Annotated in this window: 17 protein-coding genes; 12 read left to right on the top strand and 5 right to left on the bottom strand. The window is 62.7% G+C overall.

Going from position 1 to position 19,691, the window contains the following annotated elements; all coding sequences use genetic code 11:
• The 4 genes from KIH75_RS07715 to KIH75_RS07730 form a co-directional block, all read right to left on the bottom strand.
• Positions 1-268: maltose acetyltransferase domain-containing protein (locus tag KIH75_RS07715; protein ID WP_274608105.1), on the bottom strand; the 268-nt coding region annotated here is incomplete at its 3' end.
• A 222-nt stretch (positions 269-490) separates the two neighbouring features.
• The gene (locus KIH75_RS07720) at positions 491-2,602 is read right to left on the bottom strand and encodes a GmrSD restriction endonuclease domain-containing protein (protein ID WP_219056174.1); all 2,112 of its coding nucleotides are present in this window, start codon (positions 2,600-2,602) and stop codon (positions 491-493) included.
• 100 nt (positions 2,603-2,702) lie between these two features.
• Positions 2,703-3,386 carry a response regulator transcription factor gene (locus KIH75_RS07725; RefSeq protein WP_338024318.1) on the bottom strand — a complete coding sequence of 228 codons (684 nt, stop codon included), beginning with the start codon at positions 3,384-3,386 and terminating at the stop codon, positions 2,703-2,705.
• Positions 3,383-4,768, bottom strand: a complete 1,386-nt coding sequence (locus KIH75_RS07730; protein WP_219056198.1) for a sensor histidine kinase — start codon at positions 4,766-4,768, stop codon at positions 3,383-3,385. The genes KIH75_RS07725 and KIH75_RS07730 overlap by 4 nt, the downstream gene beginning before the upstream one ends.
• A 258-nt stretch (positions 4,769-5,026) precedes the next feature.
• On the opposite strand from KIH75_RS07730, the gene KIH75_RS07735 reads away from it, so the two are divergent.
• The 3 genes from KIH75_RS07735 (at position 5,027) to KIH75_RS07745 (ending at position 8,090) form a co-directional block, all read left to right on the top strand.
• Positions 5,027-5,842, top strand: a complete 816-nt coding sequence (locus KIH75_RS07735) for a DUF5067 domain-containing protein (protein ID WP_219056176.1) — start codon at positions 5,027-5,029, stop codon at positions 5,840-5,842.
• Between the two features lie 148 nt (positions 5,843-5,990).
• Positions 5,991-6,854: a Bax inhibitor-1/YccA family protein gene (locus tag KIH75_RS07740; protein ID WP_219056177.1), complete on the top strand. Its 864-nt coding sequence runs from the start codon at positions 5,991-5,993 to the stop codon at positions 6,852-6,854.
• A 279-nt stretch (positions 6,855-7,133) separates the two neighbouring features.
• A complete protein-coding gene (locus tag KIH75_RS07745) occupies positions 7,134-8,090 on the top strand; it encodes a DMT family transporter (protein WP_219056199.1) in 957 nt (318 codons plus the stop codon).
• Positions 8,091-8,150: 60 nt separating this feature from the next.
• Here KIH75_RS07745 and KIH75_RS07750 read toward each other — a convergent pair whose 3' ends face one another.
• Complete coding sequence (locus tag KIH75_RS07750) at positions 8,151-8,939, bottom strand: GTP pyrophosphokinase (RefSeq protein WP_219056178.1); 789 nt, start codon at positions 8,937-8,939, stop codon at positions 8,151-8,153.
• 23 nt (positions 8,940-8,962) lie between these two features.
• Between KIH75_RS07750 and miaB the strand changes: the two genes are divergently transcribed.
• From miaB to KIH75_RS07795, 9 genes are all read left to right on the top strand, one after another.
• Entirely contained in the window at positions 8,963-10,417 is a 1,455-nt protein-coding gene (gene miaB, locus KIH75_RS07755) for a tRNA (N6-isopentenyl adenosine(37)-C2)-methylthiotransferase MiaB (protein ID WP_219056179.1), read from the top strand.
• Complete coding sequence (gene miaA, locus KIH75_RS07760; RefSeq protein ID WP_219056180.1) at positions 10,401-11,426, top strand: tRNA (adenosine(37)-N6)-dimethylallyltransferase MiaA; 1,026 nt, start codon at positions 10,401-10,403, stop codon at positions 11,424-11,426. Before miaB ends, miaA begins: the two co-directional genes overlap by 17 nt.
• 165 nt (positions 11,427-11,591) lie before the next feature.
• The gene (locus KIH75_RS07765; RefSeq protein WP_219056181.1) at positions 11,592-14,489 is read left to right on the top strand and encodes a DNA translocase FtsK; all 2,898 of its coding nucleotides are present in this window, start codon (positions 11,592-11,594) and stop codon (positions 14,487-14,489) included.
• 47 nt (positions 14,490-14,536) lie between these two features.
• Entirely contained in the window at positions 14,537-15,187 is a 651-nt protein-coding gene (pgsA, locus tag KIH75_RS07770) for a CDP-diacylglycerol--glycerol-3-phosphate 3-phosphatidyltransferase (RefSeq protein WP_219056182.1), read from the top strand.
• Positions 15,188-15,196: 9 nt separating this feature from the next.
• Complete coding sequence (locus tag KIH75_RS07775; protein WP_219056183.1) at positions 15,197-15,826, top strand: CinA family protein; 630 nt, start codon at positions 15,197-15,199, stop codon at positions 15,824-15,826.
• 61 nt (positions 15,827-15,887) lie between these two features.
• Positions 15,888-16,406: a helix-turn-helix domain-containing protein gene (locus KIH75_RS10145; protein ID WP_420829189.1), complete on the top strand. Its 519-nt coding sequence runs from the start codon at positions 15,888-15,890 to the stop codon at positions 16,404-16,406.
• Positions 16,407-16,588: 182 nt separating this feature from the next.
• A complete protein-coding gene (locus tag KIH75_RS07785; protein ID WP_236028130.1) occupies positions 16,589-17,527 on the top strand; it encodes an ABC transporter substrate-binding protein in 939 nt (312 codons plus the stop codon).
• Between the two features lie 168 nt (positions 17,528-17,695).
• Positions 17,696-18,637 carry an ABC transporter substrate-binding protein gene (locus KIH75_RS07790; RefSeq protein WP_219056185.1) on the top strand — a complete coding sequence of 314 codons (942 nt, stop codon included), beginning with the start codon at positions 17,696-17,698 and terminating at the stop codon, positions 18,635-18,637.
• A gap of 65 nt (positions 18,638-18,702) precedes the next feature.
• Entirely contained in the window at positions 18,703-19,686 is a 984-nt protein-coding gene (locus KIH75_RS07795; RefSeq protein WP_219056186.1) for an amino acid ABC transporter permease, read from the top strand.
• Positions 19,687-19,691 lie beyond the last annotated feature (5 nt).

Below are 19,691 nucleotides of genomic sequence, written 5' to 3' on the forward strand. Positions count from 1 at the left end.
TGGTGATCGGCGCCACGTCGAGGAAGATGCAGTCCATGTTGGCGTAGAAGTTGTCGCCGATGTACGTGTTGCAACCGTAATCGCAGTTGAACGGCGGTTCGAGGAACGCGCCCTTGCCGAGCGAGCCGAATAGTTCGCGGAACAGCCTGTCGCGCTCCTCGAAGGCGTCGTATGTGGAGGTGTTGATGGCTTGCACGAGCCTGCGTTTGCGCATATTCGCCTCGCGCTGCTGTGCGCTTTCCGCCACATACAGTTCGCCGGAGAGCATGCGCTCCCATTCGTCCTTGGCGGGCTGTGCGGGCTGTGCCGGCTGTGCGGATTGTGCGGTGCTTGCGGTGGGTTCGGTCATGATGATGCTCCTTTGCTGTCAGTACCGCCGCTGTCATCGTTTTCGGCGCCACTATTGCCGTCAAACGTTTGACGTGACTGTTTCCGACAATTGTAGCGCCTCGCCTAACAGGAACGCGCCAGCATCGTCACCCAATCGCATTCACCGCCTGCGCATACGGTAGGCCTTCCAGATCTCGCTGAGCTTGCGGCCATCGGATGTCCGCTTCCACACGTTCAGACCGGCGCTCGTGCCGCCGACCGCTCGCGCGGCCGCGGTGGGCGTGGAGTATTCCTCGCCGTTCTCCATCCTGAACCTGCCTTCGGGCGTGACCGTCGCGACCCAGCGTTCGCCCTTGCGCGGGCGTTCCCACACCAGCGTTTCGCCCGCGACCAGCAGCCCGGCCTTGAGCACTTGGGCGATGGTCACGCGTTTCGCGTTCGGAGCGTCGGACGCGCTTTCGTGGGTCAGCTGCTGTTCGTCGAGCACCGACAGGTCGACATGCCCCTCGTCGTAGCGGATGTTCCAGAATTCGGCGATCAGCCGTATCGTTTCGTCCTGGCGGCCGCGCAGCGTTTCCGGCGTGCATTCGGCGATGCTGCCGAGCCGGTCCGTCAACGGGAAACGCCTCGAACTGGCGGACAGCAGCATACGATCACGTCGTTCCTCGAACGTCTGCAGGGATTTCAGCTGATCCTCATGGGCTTGGGTGAGCACCAGATTGCCGATGCGGTCCGCCCAGAAATCACGCACGGATTCCGGCCAGGCGGCGAACGGCGAATCCTTGGCGACATGCTTGGGAATGATCGGCACGGCGTTCAGACTGCGCGGGCGCGTGATGCGGAATCCGGCCAGCTGCTCGTTCGCGCGGATCAGCAGCAGACGGTTCATCCGCGCATTGGTCTGCAATTCGCCGCGCAGATGCGCCAACGCCGACCTGCGCTCGTCGTCGGTGATGAGGAAACCGCGGTTCTGCGGCATCGTGTAGCCGCGGTCGAGATACCTGACCGCGGAGGCGGCGCGCGTGCGTCGCGCCAGCGAGCTCTGCCGGTTCAACGCGTCGACGCCGGTCACACGCTCCAACGCGGACAGAATCGCCCTGAGCCGCGTCTCATCATGCAGGCGCAACGGTTCGCGGTCCTTCCCGGCATCATCCGATCCGGCCGTATCGCTTCGCGCGCTATCCGTGAACACCTTGACCCCAGTATCGGCGAGATTGCCGATGGAATGCACCAGCGCCCACATGGCCACCGGCTTCCAATCGCCGGTGGGGTAGTCGTTGAGCAGCACGAGTTGCCTGACGATTGCGGCGGGAAGCATGGAATCGGTCGGATGGTCGAGGATACGCCACGCCATCGCATACGGCGCAAGCAGTTCGTCGACGAACGAGATGACGTTCTGCTCGCGGACGTACGGCATGAGCACGTCCGCGCGGAACTCCTCCAACAGCTGCGTGCAGACGGCCTTATGCGAGACGATGAGATGCAGGTCCGTGAAGAACTCCTCCAGGATCTGGGAGTCGTCGCCGATCGGATCCATGATGTCGTCCCATCGCGCGGCGTACACGTTCCGCGCCGCCGGCGACATCGCCGCGATCACCTTCGCCTTGAACACGTCGGATGCGGTCAGCGGCACGCCGCGCATGTTCATCACGTCGAAAATGCGATGGGCGCCGGCCAGATCGTCGGTGGTCACGATGACCAAGGTGACCTGATTGACCAGATACGAGGCGAAACGGTGGCGCTCGTCATCGTCGAGCTTGGCCAACTCGTCGAACACGCCGCGTGCGTTGAAGGCGATATTGCGCTGGGCGCGCGTCTCGTAATCGCTGTCGCGCAGATCGAACAGGCCCTCCAAGTCGCCTTCCTGCACATAATCGCGGAAGAACGCCGCGTCGCGGTCGCGCAGCCGCAGCCTCGGTTCGGCCTTGATGCCGCGCAGCTTGTTGCCCGGTTCGCGGATCAGCTCGTCGAGCTCCTGCAACAGCACCGGGTCGGTTTCCAACTCGCGCAGCACGGCGATGATGATTGACAGCGATATCAGACGCTGCTGGCCGTCGATCACCTGATACTTGGATTCACCATCGCGCACCAGGATCAACGACCCCAGAAAATACGGCGCATCCGCCGACGCCCCGGCATCCCGAAGATCGGAGACCAGCTGCAGGATATTCTCCGTCTGCCATGTATAGGCCCTCTGGAACGACGGAATCGCAAAACGGTAATCGGACATGAACACCCTGCTCAGGGGTTTCTCCGTTGCATTGATCGCCATGAATGTTCTCCTCCCCGGAACATGCACCCGCATTCATTGTAAACGGCGCGCAAAACAGCGGGGGTACCCCGTCGCGCCGCGCACGGGGTACCCCGGGCGGCTATTGCAGCGGGGGAAGATCGGCACGCTCCACCAGACGCGCCATCTGCACCCTGCCCATGCACAGCCTGTCTCCGGCCGAGGAAAGATGCGATTTGACCGTGCGCTCCGAAATGAACATGCGCTGCGCGATCTCCGCATTCGTGAACCCCTCCGCCGCGAGCAGCACCGCCTCGCGTTCGCGCTCCGGCAGCGCGTCGAGCATGTCACGCGCCTCGTCGCGTCTGGACTGCGGGCGCTGCCTGTTCAGATCGCCGATGAGCTGACGCTGACTGGCCGGATTGAACTGCGGGTCGCCATCCACCACGCCGATCACACGGCGAATGATATCCTCCGGCGTGTCCGTCTTGGACACGAATCCTTCGGCGCCGGCTTCGACCGCACGTGCCACGGTATTGGTCGGGCTAAGCGAAGTGAGAATCAGCACATGCGGTGCGCGGGGGAGCGCCCGCAGCCGCTTGGTCGCCTCGATGCCGTCCATGCCGGGCATGGCGATATCCATAAGCACCACGTCGGGCTGTTCGCGCTCCGCATGGGCCAAGGCCAGCGCACCATCGGTCGACGTGGATACCACATCGATACGCCCATCGGAATAGTCGGTCAGAATCAGACGCATGGCCTGGCATATCATCGGATCGTCGTCGATGATGCTGACCGTAATCGTCCGTAGCCCTTCGTTCGTCATTCGACCCATGGTAGTTGCACTACCAGATGGAAGACCCGCCGTTCGTCAAAACCGTATCTGCAGGTGCCGTTCGCTTTACGGACCCGTGCGAGCAGCCCCGCAAGACCGGCTCCGGAACGTTTACCGCCGTTTGCAGCGGTCCCGGTTTGACCGGCGGAAACGGCGTTGCCGACGGCGACGACGGTGTTGCCGTTACCTCTGCCACCGTTATTGCCGGCAGGCAGGGGATTGGAGACATGCACCAGCACACCCCGTTCCGGACCAGCGGTGACCTCCAGCGAGACGGGCGCTTCGGGCGCATGCCTACGTGCGTTGGTAAGCCCCTCCTGCACGGCGTGGTAGGCGATCGTGCCGATCCGATCATCCAACCGGCTCAACTGCTGGATGTCGATCCACGCATTGATCCGCATGCCCGCGGAACGGCAATCCGCAAGCAGCGCGTCAAGCGAATCGCGCGTCAACGACGCGTCATCGTCATAGGCAAGCTGGATGCGCGCCTGATCGGGGTGCCGAAGCATGTCGATCACGCTATGCGCCTCGTCGAGCGCACCCGCGGCCTGTTTGCGGATATCCTGCGTCTTACGCCTGATTGACTCGGACTGTTCGATGATGCCGCCGACATCATCACCCTCGCCGTTCTTACCGCCCGCATTATCGTCATCGCCACCGTTCAGACGCGACACCGACTGCTGCAGTTTCGTCGACTCGGCCTGCAAGGCGCTCGCATTAAGCGCCAGCAACGATAAGGAATGCGCCAACGTGTCGTGCGCTTCGGCCGCAATGGCGTCCGCAAGCTGCTGATTACTCAAATCGGTGTGCAGCGCCTTCGCCTCCTCCTCGGCCGCGCTCGCCTTCTCCTGGGCGGTACGTGCCGTGGCACGCGAACGGATGAACAGTCCGGCCAGCACCGCGACCAGCGTGGCGAGCAAACCGACTACAATGGCGGTGATTGTGATGGTGGCTTCGGAAGCCAGTATCTGCACCGGGACCCCCGAATCACCGCCGGTATGCGGCTTGGCGAACAACTGATGCCAGAATGACGCATCCGGTTTACGCCGTGCGTCGCGAAGCTGCGCCCATACGGTTATGACGGCGGCTACGGAAATGGCACGCAGAGTGATACGCCGATCCGTGCGTCGCGCCAGTAATGAGGTGAGCGCCATGAGCACGATCAGCGAATCGAAGGGAAATGCGACGACAAGAAGGCAGGACAGCCAGAATACGGGTTCGGGATATTCGTTGCGTGCCACCAGGATGAATCCGGACAGAATCGCGACCAATGCGCCGAGTACGGTCCACAGGGTGCCGAGGGCGTCGTTCCCGTACTGTGCGTTGGCAAAAGCGTCATGGAGAAGACACATGAAGCCCGCACAGGGAATCATCACCAGCGTGCACCAGAGCTTGGTGCGCACCGGCACGTCCGTGTCCTCGCGTGCGATGTTCGGATTCGTATTGCTCATGCTACCAATGTATAGCCGGGCCGAAGCCCATGCCATTGTCCTTTCGGCGGCGGCCCGCATTGCACGAACAGGCAATCAGAACTGCACGCTCGTCCAATGGTGCGCTCGTTCGCCGCGTCATAGGCTCGAATCGACAACATTCAAGGAGACGAAAGGTCTTCCGGAGAAGAAGGAACGAATATGAGCGAAGCAAACGTCCCGCAGCAGCCCCAGCCGCCGATGCAGCCGGTCGGAGCACAGCCGCCCAGACAGAATCAGAACTTTCAGGAGCAGCGCCCACCGCTGACCGTCACCGGCGTCGTCGGCGTGGTATTCGGCGCATTGGGTCTCGTCCTGAGTTTCATCCCGATCATCAACAATCTCGCCGCCATCCTCGGCTTGGTCGGCGCAGTGCTCGGTATTATCGCCATCGTCGGCACCTTCCGCGGCAAGAAGCACGGTAAGGCGTTGGCCATCGTCGCCGTCGTGCTGTCGGTACTGGCCATCGTCATCACGCTGGCCATGCAGTCCGCCGCGAGCAAGGCCATCGACGACGCGATGGGCGTGTCCACCAGCCAGACGTCCGGCGATTCCTCATCGAAGAAGGATTCGACTGCAAAGAAGACCGAAAGCAAGGGCGAGCAGGATCTGGAAGGCGATCTCAAGACCATGCACGTCAAGATTGTTTCCGCGGTTCGTAGCAGCAACGATTACGAGAACAACCCCACCGTGCTTGTCACCTACGAGTGGACCAACAATACCAAGAAGAACAACTCGTTCGCCTCGCTGGCCGATCCCAAGGTATTCCAGAACGGTTCCTCCCTCGACACCGCGATCTACACGGATGCCCCCGCTGGATATGATGCGAGCTCCTACCTTGCCGAAGTGCAGCCCGGCGCAACCGCCACGGTGACGATCGGCTACGTGCTCAAGGACGATTCGGAGATCACCGTCGATATCACCGATTTCATGAGCATGGACGACTCCACCAAAGTCAAGCACGTGTTCGCGCTGTAACTTCCGAGCCACGCCCGATCCGCGCCCGCCTGCCACACTTCCCTCCATGGCAGGCGGGCGTCGCCGGTTGTGAAAGCTCCCGCATATTGAGGCTATTCCAAGGTTTTTGGGTACACTGGTGAACTGTACGTACGAAAAAGGAGCGATCATGGCTATCGGTCAGAACCCCCGCAACAATCTCGGCAATCCCCAATACAACACCGCCGACTACAACAACCAAATGCAGATGGACTACGGCCAGCCGGTCCAGCAGCAGGACAACTACCAGTACAACCAGTACACGCAGGGCGGCTACGCCACCCCCACCGGCACCATGAGCGCCGAACGCCAGGAAGAATACGCGCGCGCCTACCATTCCTCCGTCACCCGCGCCTACGGTGAAATGACCATCGGCCTCATCGTCACCGCCGTCGTCGCCATCATCACCCAGATGACCAACCTGTACATGACGTTCATCCAAGCGACCGGCATCATCGGCGTATTCGCCCCGTTCGTCATCGAAATCGTGCTCGCCATCGTGCTCGGCGCCCGCATCACCAAGATGAAGACGACCACCGCGCGCGTCATGTTCTACATTTACTCCGCGCTCATGGGCTTCTCCCTGAGCATCATCTTCGCCGTCTACGATCTCGGGACCATCGGCATCGCGCTCGCCCTGTGCGCAGGCTTCTTCTTCGCCCTCACCATGCTCGGCATGACCACCAAGGTCGACCTCCTCAAGGCCGGCCCCATCCTGATGGTCGGACTGGTCGTCCTCATCATCGCCGAAGCGATCCTCATGTTCGTCGCCCCCGGCCAGACCACCCTCATGCTCGTCTCCGCCATCGGCCTCGTCCTCTTCGCAGGCTTCACCGTCTACGACGCCCAGCAGACCCGCGCCATCTTCGCCCAGTACTCCGGCCAGGACCCCGAGATGATCAAGAAGATCTCCATCCTCTGCGCCCTCAACCTGTACATCGACTTCGTGAACATGTTCCTGTATATCCTCCAGCTCCTCGGCAACAGGGACTGAACAACAACGCAACGGAGCGTCCCCTGCGTTGCTCCGCGGTCGCGGTATGCCAATACAGCTTCCCGCGGTGCGCCTTGGGGCCGCACGCGTTGCGTTGTTGTTCCGTGGGATTCGGGCAACGGAGCGTCCCCTGCGTTGTCGTTTCATGGAAATGATGCAGCGCTAGGCATATAAGCCAAGTCTGTACAATAAGGTCTGACCGTATTTCGGTCAGGCCTTTTTTGTTGGTTACGGATGCGTTTACGGTGGTGCCTTATGCAGAGGAAAGAGATCGCCGGCATGGGATGCCTGGTACTGACCGCGTTGATCTGGGGTTTGGCATTCGTTTCGCAGGTGCAGGGCATGGATTCCATGTCGCCCCTGTTCTTCAACGCCACACGATTCTCGTTGGGTGCGTTGTCGCTGATCCCGCTGCTTGTGTTCCTCCGTATGCGCAACGGCAACAACGCCGCAAGCGACGGGGAAAAACCGCAACACGTTCCGCCGACGGTCATCCTGGGCAACGGGCGTGAAGTGACATTGCCCGCATGGGCCGGCAACCAGATTGTGGTCGGTATCATCTGCGGGCTGGTATTGTTCGCCGCAAGCACCATCCAGCAGTACGGCGTCCTCTACAGCCGGTCGGCGGGCAGGTCCGGCTTCATCACCGCGCTTTACATCGTCATGGTGCCGCTGCTGGCCTTCGTGGTATTGCGCCGCCGCATCCACCTCAATGTGGTATTGAGCGTCGCGCTCGCGGTGATCGGCTTCTACCTGCTGTGCATCACGGGCGGCTTCGGATCCATCACCTTGGCCGACATCGTGCTGCTGGGCAGCGCCGTGCTGTTCGCCGCGCATATCCTCGTCATCGACACGCTCGGCAGGGGGCTGGACGCGTTGGTCATCTCGTTCTTCCAGATCTCCACCACCGCGGTGCTGAGCTGGATCGGCGCGTTGGCCGAAGGATCGGTGGATTGGGCCGGTGCGGGGCAAGGCTGGTTCGCGATCGTCTACGCCGGCATCGGTTCGGTTGGCGTGGCCTACACGCTGCAGGTAGTGGGGCAGCAGTGCGTGCCGCCGACCCGCGGCGCGATGCTCATGTCGTTGGAATCGTTCTTCTCCGCCGTCGGCGGTGCGCTCATCCTCGGCGAGGTGATGACCCCGCGCGGCTACCTCGGGTGCGCCCTCATCTTCGCGGGCACCATGCTCGCCCAAGCGCCCGTCGAACGGTTCGCACGCCGCCGTTCACGATCATGATCGTTCCCGAATCCGGCCGTTCCCGGCTGGCGCACGAACCGCCAACGCTCTCACGCGCGCTCACGCGGTCGTGTGAGGCGTCTCCTCGACGCGCGGTGCGCCATTGATATCGCGATGGATGTTCTGCATCTGCACTTCGATGTTCTGCAGGCTGCGCGCGCAATCCAACAGCGTCTGCGAATGCTCGGCCAGCTTGGCGTCGGGCAGGTCGCTCTTGTAACGCAGCGCATGCTCCAGACTCGCCCAGTAATCCATCGCGATCGTGCGGAACTGCACCTCCACCGGCATGTAATGCTCGCCGGAGGAGAGGAACACCGGGGCGGCGTAGATCACATGCAGCGAACGGTAGCCGTTCTGCTTGGGGTTCTTGATGTAATCCTTGACGCGCAGCACCTGGATGTCGGATTGCGACGACAGGTAATTCGACACCGAATACACGTCGTCGCGGTAGTTGCAGATCACGCGGATGCCGGCCACGTCGAACAGGTTGTCGCGCACCGAATCGACCGAAATCGGCAGGCCGCGGCGCTGCAGTTTGCCGATGATCGATTTGATGGACTTCAGACGGCGCTCCATATGATGGATCGGATCATGGCTGAACCGCACCTGGAACTCGTCGTCAAGGATCTCCAGCTTGGTGCTCACCTCATACATGGCCCCCTCATACAGCTGCATCAGGTTGATGAACTCGGTGATGTCGTCGATGTTGAACCTTCCAGCGGAAGAGTCGAGCATCTTCAGCTGCGCGCTGATATCGGATGTTTTGAATCTGCTGTGTCGATCTAATATCACGTTCCCCAATATAGCCGACGGCGCCGCGCGAACCTGAGATATTACTGAACGGGTCATGCCACGCCGATACAGTGAACACTATGAACGAAGACATGATGACCGAGGCGGAGCGCGCCTCGAAACTGGCCGACGGCGCCGCGGGCGCCGCACCTTCCAGGGGCAAGGGCGTGTTCTACGTGCATACGCTCGGATGCCAGATGAACGTGCACGATTCCGAACGCATCGCCGGTGTGCTGGAGGACGCCGGCTACGTCCCGGCCACCGAGGAACAGTATCTCGACCATGACATCGACCTGATCGTGATGAACACGTGCGCGGTGCGTGAGAACGCCGCCGAGCGCATGTACGGCACGATCGGCCTGTGGGCGGGGATGAAGCGTGAGCGCCCGAACCTGCAGATCGCGGTCGGCGGCTGCATGGCGCAGCTCGACCGTGAGAGGATCGCCAAGAAGGCCCCGTGGGTGGACGCCGTGTTCGGCACCAAGAACATCGGTTCGCTGCCGCAGCTGCTCGATCAGGCCCGCATCGAAGGCCATGCGCAGGTGAAGGTGCAGGAGGAACTCAACTATTTCCCGAGCCAGCTGCCCACCGACCGTGCGTCCAAGGTGTCGAGCTGGGTCGCCATCTCCGTCGGCTGCAACAACACCTGCACGTTCTGCATCGTGCCCACCACGCGCGGCAAGGAACATGACCGCCGCCCCGGCGACATTCTCGCGGAGATCCGCCAATGTGTGGACGAGGGCGCCAAGGAGGTCACGCTGCTCGGCCAGAACGTGAACTCGTTCGGCTACGGCATCGGCGACCGTTTCGCGTTCTCCAAGCTGCTGCGCGCCTGCGGCGATATCGAGGGGCTGGAGCGCGTGCGTTTCACGTCGCCGCATCCCGCCGCGTTCACCGACGATGTGATCGCCGCGATGGCCGAGACGCCGAACGTCATGCACCAGTTGCATTTCCCGCTGCAATCCGGTTCCGACCGGATCCTGCGTGCCATGCGCCGCTCGTACCGTTCCGCCAAGTTCCTTGACATCCTGCGCAAGATCCGCGAGGCCATGCCCGACGCGCAGATCTCCACCGATATCATCGTCGGCTTCCCCGGTGAAACCGAGGAGGATTTCCAGGAGACGATGCGCGTGGTCGAGGAGGCCCGCTTCTCGTCCGCGTTCACGTTCATCTATTCGCCGCGTCCGGGCACGCCCGCCGCCGAAATGGAGCAGATTCCGCGCGACGTGGTGCAGGATCGTTTCGACCGTCTCGTGGCGTTGCAGGAGCGCATCACCGAGGAGAATCTGCAGACCTTCGAAGGCCGTGACGTCGAGGTGATGGTGACCGGCGTGCCGGGCAAGAAGGATTCCGCCACGCACCGCGTGACCGGCCGCGAACGGACCGGCGTGCTCGTGCATATCGGCGTGCCGGAGGGCGAGCCGATGCCGCAGGTCGGTGATTTCGTCACCGCCACCGTGACGCATGCCGGGCGCCATAATCTCATCGCCGATCCCGATCCGAAGGCGGGGCAGACCTATGCCGTCCGTCACTGAACCGGCGGCAACTGCGGAACGCCAACGCACCCCGCGCGTGGTTTCCATCGTCGGGCCGACCGCCTCCGGCAAAACCGGGCTCGGCATCGCCATCGCCAAAGCCTTGGCGGCCGAAGGCGAACAGGCGGAGATCATCAATGCCGACGCCTACCAGATGTACCGCGGCATGGATATCGGCACCGCCAAGGCGACTTTGGAGGAACAGGCGCAGGTCAGGCATCATCTCATCGACATCATCGAACCCGATGATGCCATGTCCGTGGCGAGATTCCAGAAACTCGCCCGCGAGAAGATAGCCGAATTGCAAGCCAGGGGAGTGCGGCCGATCCTCGTCGGCGGATCCGGATTGTATGCGAGGGCCGCCATCGACGACATTTCCTTCCCCGGAACCGATCCGCAGGTGCGCAAGGCGCTTGAGGAGCGTGAGAAGACCGAAGGCGCGGGGGTATTGTTCGAGGAGTTGAAGGCCAAGGATCCGCAGGCGGCGGCACGCATGGATCCGCATAATCCGAGACGCACCATCCGCGCATTGGAAGTCATTGAGGTGACCGGACGCCAGTATTCGGCAAGTCTGCCGCGCTACCGGTACGTCATTCCCACCGTGCAGATCGGTCTTGATCTGCCGCGTGAGGAACTGGATCGCCGCATCGATATCCGTACCAAGCAGATGCTTGAGGGCGGGTTCGTCGAAGAGGTGGAACGTATCCGCCCCAAGCTGGGCATTACCGCGGCCAAGGCGCTTGGCTACCAGCAGGTCGTCGACTATCTGGACGGATTGCATGACCTCAACGACACGTTTATGGACATCGCGCAGAAAACGAAGCGTCTGGCACGCAAGCAGATGGGATGGTTCGGACGCGATCCGCGCATCCACTGGCTGCAGGCGCTCAACCCGGCGCTGGTGAGCAACGCCATGGCCATTATCGCCCACGCCGACAACGGCGACTACGATGCCATCGACGCGCAGGCCGACGCCTACGTGCAGCATCATCTGGGCGACATCGGCTGATCGGACGCTCCGGTTCGGCTAACGATTGTTTCCCGCATGCGGGTGTGGAATGCGTCGGCTTTCGCCCGGTAACGTTCCACACCGTGCAACGGTGGGAAACCACAACAGGATATTCACGGTACGGCGGGCCGCGTGGGTGCGGCGATGAGTAGAATCTGACACGTTATGGCAAGAACAGCATCATCGAGCAGCGGGAAGAACGGCGGCAAGGGCACAGCGCCCAAGCCGCGGGATGACGACTACGAGGAAGAGGAGCCGTTGTGGGAAACGATCCTGATGGCGATTCCACGCGGTCTGGGGAATGTCGTGCGCGCGACGACGGGCACGGGGGAGTACGACCCCGCCTACCAGCGTGACGGCCTATGCCTCGTGATGCTGGTGTTGGGCGTGATGTTCTGCGCATCCGAATGGTTCCGTGTGCAGGGGCCGCTCGGCGTATTCCTGCATTCCATCGCCTCCGGCGCCTTCGGCCTGATGAGCGTCGTGCTGCCGGTACTCCTGTTCGCGGTGGCGATACGGCTGATACGCCATGCCGGGCGCGGTTCCGGCAATCCGCGTGTGATCGTCGGACTGGTGGTGCTGTTCTGGACGATCTGCTCGATCCTCGACGTCGAGCTCGCCTCCCAAGCGGATGGTTTCGACATCGCCGCGATGCAGCAGGCCGGAGGTCTGCTCGGCTACATCGTCGGCACGCCGCTTGCATGGGGGCTTTCCGAAACGTTCGCGGTAATCGTGTTCGCGATCATCGGCCTGTATTCGCTCATGCTGATCGTGCGGATCCATGTCGACGACATTCCCCGCATCTGGAACAATCTCGTTTCCAAACTGCGTGGCGCCAAAGCCTCGCAGGAGAGCGAACAGGAGTCGCATGACAGGGCGGAACGCTCGCCCAACGAGGTGCGGCTCGACGATGACGAGCTCGAATTCGCCGAAGGCGTGCCGAGGCACGACGGCAGCGATGAGGACCAGGATGGCGACGAACAGGCCGGAAACGGCTTCCTGGACAAGATTCGCGGGTTCTTCCAGCGCAGGAAGCAGGAGAAGGACGATACGAAGCTCGACTCGTACCAGGGCGACGATCCCTTCACTCAGGCCGCGTCCCGACACGGCGAGGCCGCGGAGACGTCGCTGGACGACGATCGCGGCGCCACGCGCGTCATGCCGACCGACGGCCCCGCCACGCCGCCGCCCATTCCGGAAGGCGAATTCACGATGACGCCGCCGCCCATGCCGTCCGAGGAATCCACCGTGCCGCTGACCTCCGACTCGCAGCCCGCCGCCGCAGGCGGTGTGCCGAACGATCCGTGGGCGCCGTCGGCAGGGGCGAACGAGCCTCCGGCTCCGCCGTCGGGTCAGACTGGCCAGGCTGGTCAGGCGGATCAGACGCAGGCTTCCACGCGCTCCTATGGTGCGGGTTCCGGCGCATATGGCGCCGATTCCGGCGAACATGACGTGGTCCCCTCCGCGGCTGCGGCCGCCGCGGCCGGGGGAGCGCAGGTCGCTTCCGAACAAGGCGCCGAAGGAGCCGAAGGCGCGGAACCGCCATACCAGCTGCCGAGCCTCGACATCCTCGCCAAGGGCAAGCCGCACGCGGCGCGCACCCCGTCCAACGACAGGGTCATCCGCGCCCTGACATCCACTTTCCAGCAGTTCAAGGTCGACGCCAAGGTCGTCGGCTTCCTGCGTGGCCCGTCCGTCACCCAGTACGAGGTCGAACTCGGCCCGGGCGTCAAGGTTGAGAAGGTCACCAACCTGCGTCGCAACATCGCCTACGCCGTGGCCAGTTCCGACGTGCGCATCCTGTCCCCGATTCCCGGCAAATCCGCCATCGGCATCGAAATCCCGAACGAGGACCGCGAGATCGTATGCCTGGGCGACGTGCTGCGCAGCGACAAGGTCGTCAGCGACCCGAACCCGATGATCTCCGGCATCGGCAAGGACGTGGAAGGCCATTTCGTGACCGCCGACCTGACCAAGATGCCGCATCTGCTGGTGGCCGGCGCCACCGGTTCCGGTAAGTCGAGCTTCGTCAACTCCATGCTGACCTCGATCATCATGCGAGCCACGCCCGACCAGGTGCGTCTCATCCTCGTCGATCCGAAGCGCGTCGAACTGTCGGCGTACGCGGGCATCCCGCATCTGCTGACGCCGATCATCACCGACCCGAAGAAGGCTGCGCAGGCCCTCGAATGGGTGGTCAAGGAGATGGATTCGCGTTACTCCGATCTGGAATACTTCGGGTTCCGCCATGTCAAGGACTTCAACGAGGCCGTGCGTGCGGGCAAGGTGCATGTGCCGGAAGGCTCCAAGCGTAAGGTCGCACCGTACCCGTACATCCTCGTGGTCGTCGACGAGATGGCCGATCTGATGATGGTGGCGAAGAACGATGTGGAAAGCTCCATCCAGCGCATCACCCAGCTCGCCCGAGCCGCCGGCGTGCACCTGGTGCTCGCCACGCAGCGCCCGTCCGTCGACGTGGTGACCGGTCTGATCAAGGCGAACATCCCGTCGCGTCTCGCGTTCACCACATCGTCCGCTACGGATTCGCGCGTCATCCTCGACACCACCGGCGCCGAAACACTGATCGGTCAGGGCGACGGCCTGTTCCTGCCCATGGGCTCGGCCAAGCCGATCCGCGTGCAGGGATCGTGGGTGAACGAGTCCGAAATCCGTAGGGCCGTGGAATTCGTGCGCACCCAGCGCAAGCCGAAATACCGTGAGGATATCGAGCAGATGGCCGCGCAGGCCGAGAAGAAGGCCGCGGAACCCGATGAGGAGATCGGCGACGATATGGATGTGCTGCTGCAGGCCGCGGAACTCGTGGTCTCCACGCAGTTCGGCTCCACGTCCATGCTGCAACGCAAGCTCAGGGTGGGCTTCGCCAAGGCCGGCCGCCTGATGGATCTGCTCGAATCCCGTGGCGTGGTCGGCCCATCCGAAGGTTCGAAGGCGCGTGAAGTGCTCGTCCAGCCTGACGACCTGCCCTCCGTGCTCGCCTTCATCCGCGGCGAAACCGACAGCATCACCCCCTCATCCACCCCTTCGGGGAACGACGAGGCCTGAACCGGGGCGGCACCCAAGGTAGAGCACGACGGGTAACGTGTGGGGTTATGACTGAAGAACAAAACACCCAATCGAAGAAATCGTCGCTGCTGGACGGATGGAACGCCCCGCCGAATCTGGTCACCTACTGCCGCATCGTGCTGGTGGTGGTGTTCCTCGGCCTGTACATCGCCGCAGGCGCGTGGGGCGTGAACAGCGCCTCCATGCGTTGGGCCGCGGCCATCGTGTTCATCATCGCCGCCTGCACCGATAAGCTCGACGGGTGGATGGCTCGCAAATACAATCAGGTGACCGAACTCGGCAAGCTGATGGATCCCATCGCCGACAAGCTCATGACCTGCGGTGCGCTCGTCGTGGCCTCCGTGTTCGCGGAGTTCCCGTGGTGGGCCACCATCCTGTTCCTGATCCGCGAGATCGGCATCACCGTAATGCGTTTCTTCGTCATGGAACGTCCCGGCGGCAAGGTGATCGCCGCCACGTGGCCCGGCAAGCTCAAGACCCTCTTCCAGTGCATCGGCCTGGCCATGCTGCTGCTGCCCGCCCATATCGGCGGCCCCGCGCAGGGCGTCGCGGCATGGGTGAACGTGTACTACATCGTCACCTACGTCATGCTGTACGTCGCGCTGGTGCTGTGCCTGTACTCCGGTGGCATCTACCTGTACAACACCTTCGTCGGTTCGCGTAGGAACGCGGACTGAGCCGTGACCATGAGCGAATCGGATGAATCGCTGATTCGGCGCGGGCTTGCCGCCGACCTGCTGCATGGTCTCGAACCCCGAGGCGTGAAGCTGGCCTGCGCGGAATCACTCACCGGCGGACTGCTCGCGGACGCGCTCGTGCGTATTCCCGGCGCATCCGCCGTGTTCCTCGGCTCGGCGGTCACCTACGACATTCGGGCGAAGGCTTCGATTCTCGGCGTGGACCGTGCCCTGCTGGAACGTGAAGGTGCGGTGCACCCCGAGGTCGCACGTCAGATGGCGGCATACACCGCCCATCTGTATGATCAGCCCGAATACGAGGGTCGCGTCATCGGCCTGTCGACCACCGGCGTGGCAGGCCCCGGCCCGGACGGCGACAAGCCCGCCGGTCTGGCATACGTCGCCGTGGCCGTTCCCGATGCCATGGCGCACGCGGTGCGCGACCATCTTGCAGGCGGGCTTCCCGACCACACCATGATGGTCGGAGAAGGGCCCGAAGCCTTGCAAGGCATGGGCAACGGGTGGCATGCCGTGGCCTACGAACTGAGGCTGGACGGTTCGCGCGAACAGGTGCGCGAAAGCGTCGTGACCCACGTGTTGCGTATTGTGACGCAGCTCACATTGTCGATCGTGGAATAAAAAGCCCTCCGTTCGCTGTTGGAGTATATGGACAGTGAACAGCCTCAGGAGCAAAAGGGGACTGGATATGGAAACGATGACTCAGGTTCGCAGGACCTCGGATATGAACGAACTGAAGGCCGCGGCGCCGATGGTGAAGCCCGGCGCCGCCCGTATGCGTGAATTGACCCCCGCACAGCGCCGTGCCGTCGCGCTGGCGCAGCAGCAGGTGCTGAAGGCCCGCGCCGCCAAGAAGGCGAAGGACGAAGCCGCGGAAATGCGCCGCCGCATGTGGAGCGACGAGGAACACGGCGCCCAGATCGCATTGCGCACCGAAACCAAGGCCAGCGAACAGCAGGAGGACACCCTGTCCCTGCGCGGGGCCATCGGTCTGGTGCTGCGCGACCTGCGTTCGCGCGACCACAAAACCCTGCGCGAGGTCAGCGAGAAGGCCGGTGTTTCGCTCGGCTACCTTTCCGAAGTGGAACGCGGGCAGAAGGAGGCCAGCTCCGAACTGCTCAGCTCCATCGCCGAGGCGTTGGGCGTGAGCACCGCGCAGCTGCTGCGCATGGTGGCCGATCGGCTCGATATGGCCGCGTAAGAGCACCCGTTCCCGCCCGGTGCCGCGGTTTCGCCGCCGCGCGTATTCGATGGGACCAGCCCGTATGGGCCGGTCCCTTTTCTCATATTCCGGCAGATTAACGGGTTCGTAGCAAACAGCCCCTACGTTGTCCTTGTATCGGCCCAGCATGAATGGGTCACAGGATGAGAGAGGTTGCAATAATGTCATTCAGAAAAATCAAGGCCGCGCTGGCGATGTCGTTGAGCGCCGCCATGCTGCTTTCCGCCGCGGCCTGCGGTACCACCGACGATTCCTCCTCCGATGGTGAGGCGTCCGGTTCCTCCAAGATCGAAGGCTACGATGTGAGCTCCGTCACCAAGGACGAGTCCATCGCCAAGCTGCTGCCCGAATCCGTCACCAAGGACGGCAAGTTCACCGTCGGCATGGATCTGTCGTACCCGCCGGCCGAATTCCTCGCCGAGGACGGCAAGACCTCGGTCGGCTTCGACGTCGACATCGCCAAGGCCATGGCCAAGGTGTTCGGCCTGACCGCTGACCCGCAGAACGCGAACTTCGATTCGATCATCCCGTCCGTCGGCGCGAAATACGATATCGGCATCTCCTCCTTCACCATCACCCCGGAACGACTCAAGGCCGTCGACTTCGTCAGCATGTTCAAGGCCGGTTCCACGTGGGTGGTGCGCAAGGGCAATCCGAACAAGGTCGACGTCTCCGACGTGTGCGGCCTGAAGGTCACCGTGCAGACCGCCACCGTCCAGGAGGAGGAAGTCAACAAGCTCAACGAGCAGTGCAAGGCCGACGGCAAGAAGGCCATCGACATCCTGTCGAACAAGCTGCAAACCGATGTGACCACCAACGTGACCACCGGCAAGGCCGACGTCTCGTACGCCGACACCTCCGTGGCCGGTTACGCGATCGCGCAGACCGACGGTCAGCTTGAAGCCCTCGGTAAGGCCAGCGGCGTGGCCAAGGAGGCCGTGGCCATCAAGAAGGGCGACACCGCCACCGCGCAGGCCGTGCAGAAGGCGTTGCAGAAGCTCATGGATGACGGCACCTACATGAAGATCCTCAAGCATTGGGGCGTCGAATCCGGCGCGATCGACAAGGCCGAGATCAACCCGACCGATGTCAGCGAATAGCAGATGAGATGATCCCACTCGTGAGAAGCTCCGATTTACGTCGGGGCTTCTCACGTTTGCCGGGTGCCGATGGCTGTTTATCGTGCCCATTGGCGATACTGGCATAGTTTGGAATTGTGCGACGCGCGGGAGAGAACGCGCGGAAGAGAACAAGAGAAAGACAACACAATGGCATTGAAAGCAACGAACAAACTGAAGGCCCTGACGGCCGCCGCGCTCAGCGCGGCCATGCTGGTCTCCTTCGCCGCATGCGGCACCAGCGACGCCACGGACAACGCGTCCGGCGAATCCAAGACCACCACCACGGGCTATGACGTGAGTTCCGTCAAGAAGGACGCCGAACTCGCCAAGCTCGTCGAAGGCAACACCGTCAAGAGCGGCGAACTGTCCGTGGGCATGGAATTGTCGTACGCCCCGGCCGAATTCCTCGCGGAGGACGGTAAGACCCCGACCGGCTACGATGTGGATCTGTCCAAGGCGATCGGCAACGTGCTGGGACTCAAGACCAACATCGTGTCCTCCATGTTCGACACCATCGTGCCGTCCGTCGGCTCGAAGTACGATCTGGGCATCACCGCCATGACCATCACCAAGGAACGTATGGATTCCGTCGACTTCGTGAGCTACTATCGCGCGGGCTCCACGTGGACCGTGCAGAAGGGCAATCCGAAGAAGGTCGATTCCTCCGACCTGTGCGGCGACAAGATCGCCGTGCAGACCGGCACCGTGCAGGAGGACGAGGCGAACAAGATCGCCAAGCAGTGCAAGGCCGACGGCAAGAAGGACGCCGAGGTCGCCTCCTACAAGCGCCAGGCCGAAGCCGCCACCGCCGTGGCCACCGGCAAGGCCGACGTGTTCTACGCCGATTCCCCTGTGGCCGGTTACGCCATCTCGCAGACCGACGGCCAGCTCGAAGCCCTCGGCAAGGATGTCGGCGTGGTCAAGGAAGGCATCGCCATCCAGAAGGGCAACACCAAGATGACCGCCGCCGTGCAGAAGGCCGTGCAGAAGCTCATGGATGACGGCACCTACATGAAGATCCTCAAGCATTGGGGCGTCGAATCCGGCGCTCTCGACAAGGCCGAGATCAACCCGACCGATCTCGACTGATCCCGACGGACCATCGACACATCCGACACATTCGACATATCCGATATCAGAAGGAAGCAGGAAGCATGGCGAAGAAACAGGTCGACGGCGCGAACCTCGACATCCCCAATCGCATCACGGCATTGCCGGTAAGGAGAACCGGACCCATCCTGGCCGGCGTGGTCGTCGCGATCTTCGCCGTCCTCCTCGCGCAGGGGCTGATCACCAACCCGCGTTTCGAATGGAACGTGGTATGGAAGTACCTGTTCAACGAGAACGTGCTTGAAGGCATCAAGTACACGCTGCTGCTCACGGTGATCTCCATGGCCATCGCCATCGTGCTGGCCGTGCTGCTCGCCATCATGCGCAAATCCATCAACCCGGTGCTGCGCGGCGTGAGCTGGTTCTACATCTGGTTCTTCCGCGGCACCCCTGTGTACACGCAGCTCGTGTTCTGGGGGCTGTTCGCCGTGCTGATCCCGCGCATCGGCATCGGCATCCCGTTCACCTCCATCGAATTCTGGAGCATCGACTCGCAGTCCGTCATCACCGCGTTCAACGCGGCATGGCTTGGTCTGGCGCTGAACGAGGCCGCCTACCTGGCGGAAATCGTGCGCGCCGGCCTCGAAGCGGTCGACCCGGGTCAGGCCGAAGCCGCGCAGGCGCTGGGCATGAAGCGCTCGCTCATCATGCGTCGCGTCATCCTGCCGCAGGCCATGCGCATCATCATCCCGCCCACTGGCAACGAGTTCATCGGTATGCTCAAGACCACATCGCTGGTCAACGCGGTGCCGTTCACCCTCGAACTGCAGTTCGCCACCACCGCCATCGCGACCCGCCTGTACAAGCCGATCCCGCTGCTCATCGTGGCGTGCATCTGGTACCTGGTGATCACGTCGATCCTGATGGTGATCCAGTCCAGGCTGGAGAAGCATTTCGGCAAGGGCTTCGATGCCCGCCCGGTGGGGCCGCGCGGCAAGCAGACGCCTCTGCCCGGCAAAACCGAAGGCGAGCCGAAGGATGACGTCAACAAGCAGAACGAAGCCGTGTTCACCGGCATGACCGCGTGAGGGGA

This window comes from Bifidobacterium pongonis (assembly GCF_019331805.1).
Lineage (GTDB): Bacteria > Actinomycetota > Actinomycetes > Actinomycetales > Bifidobacteriaceae > Bifidobacterium > Bifidobacterium pongonis.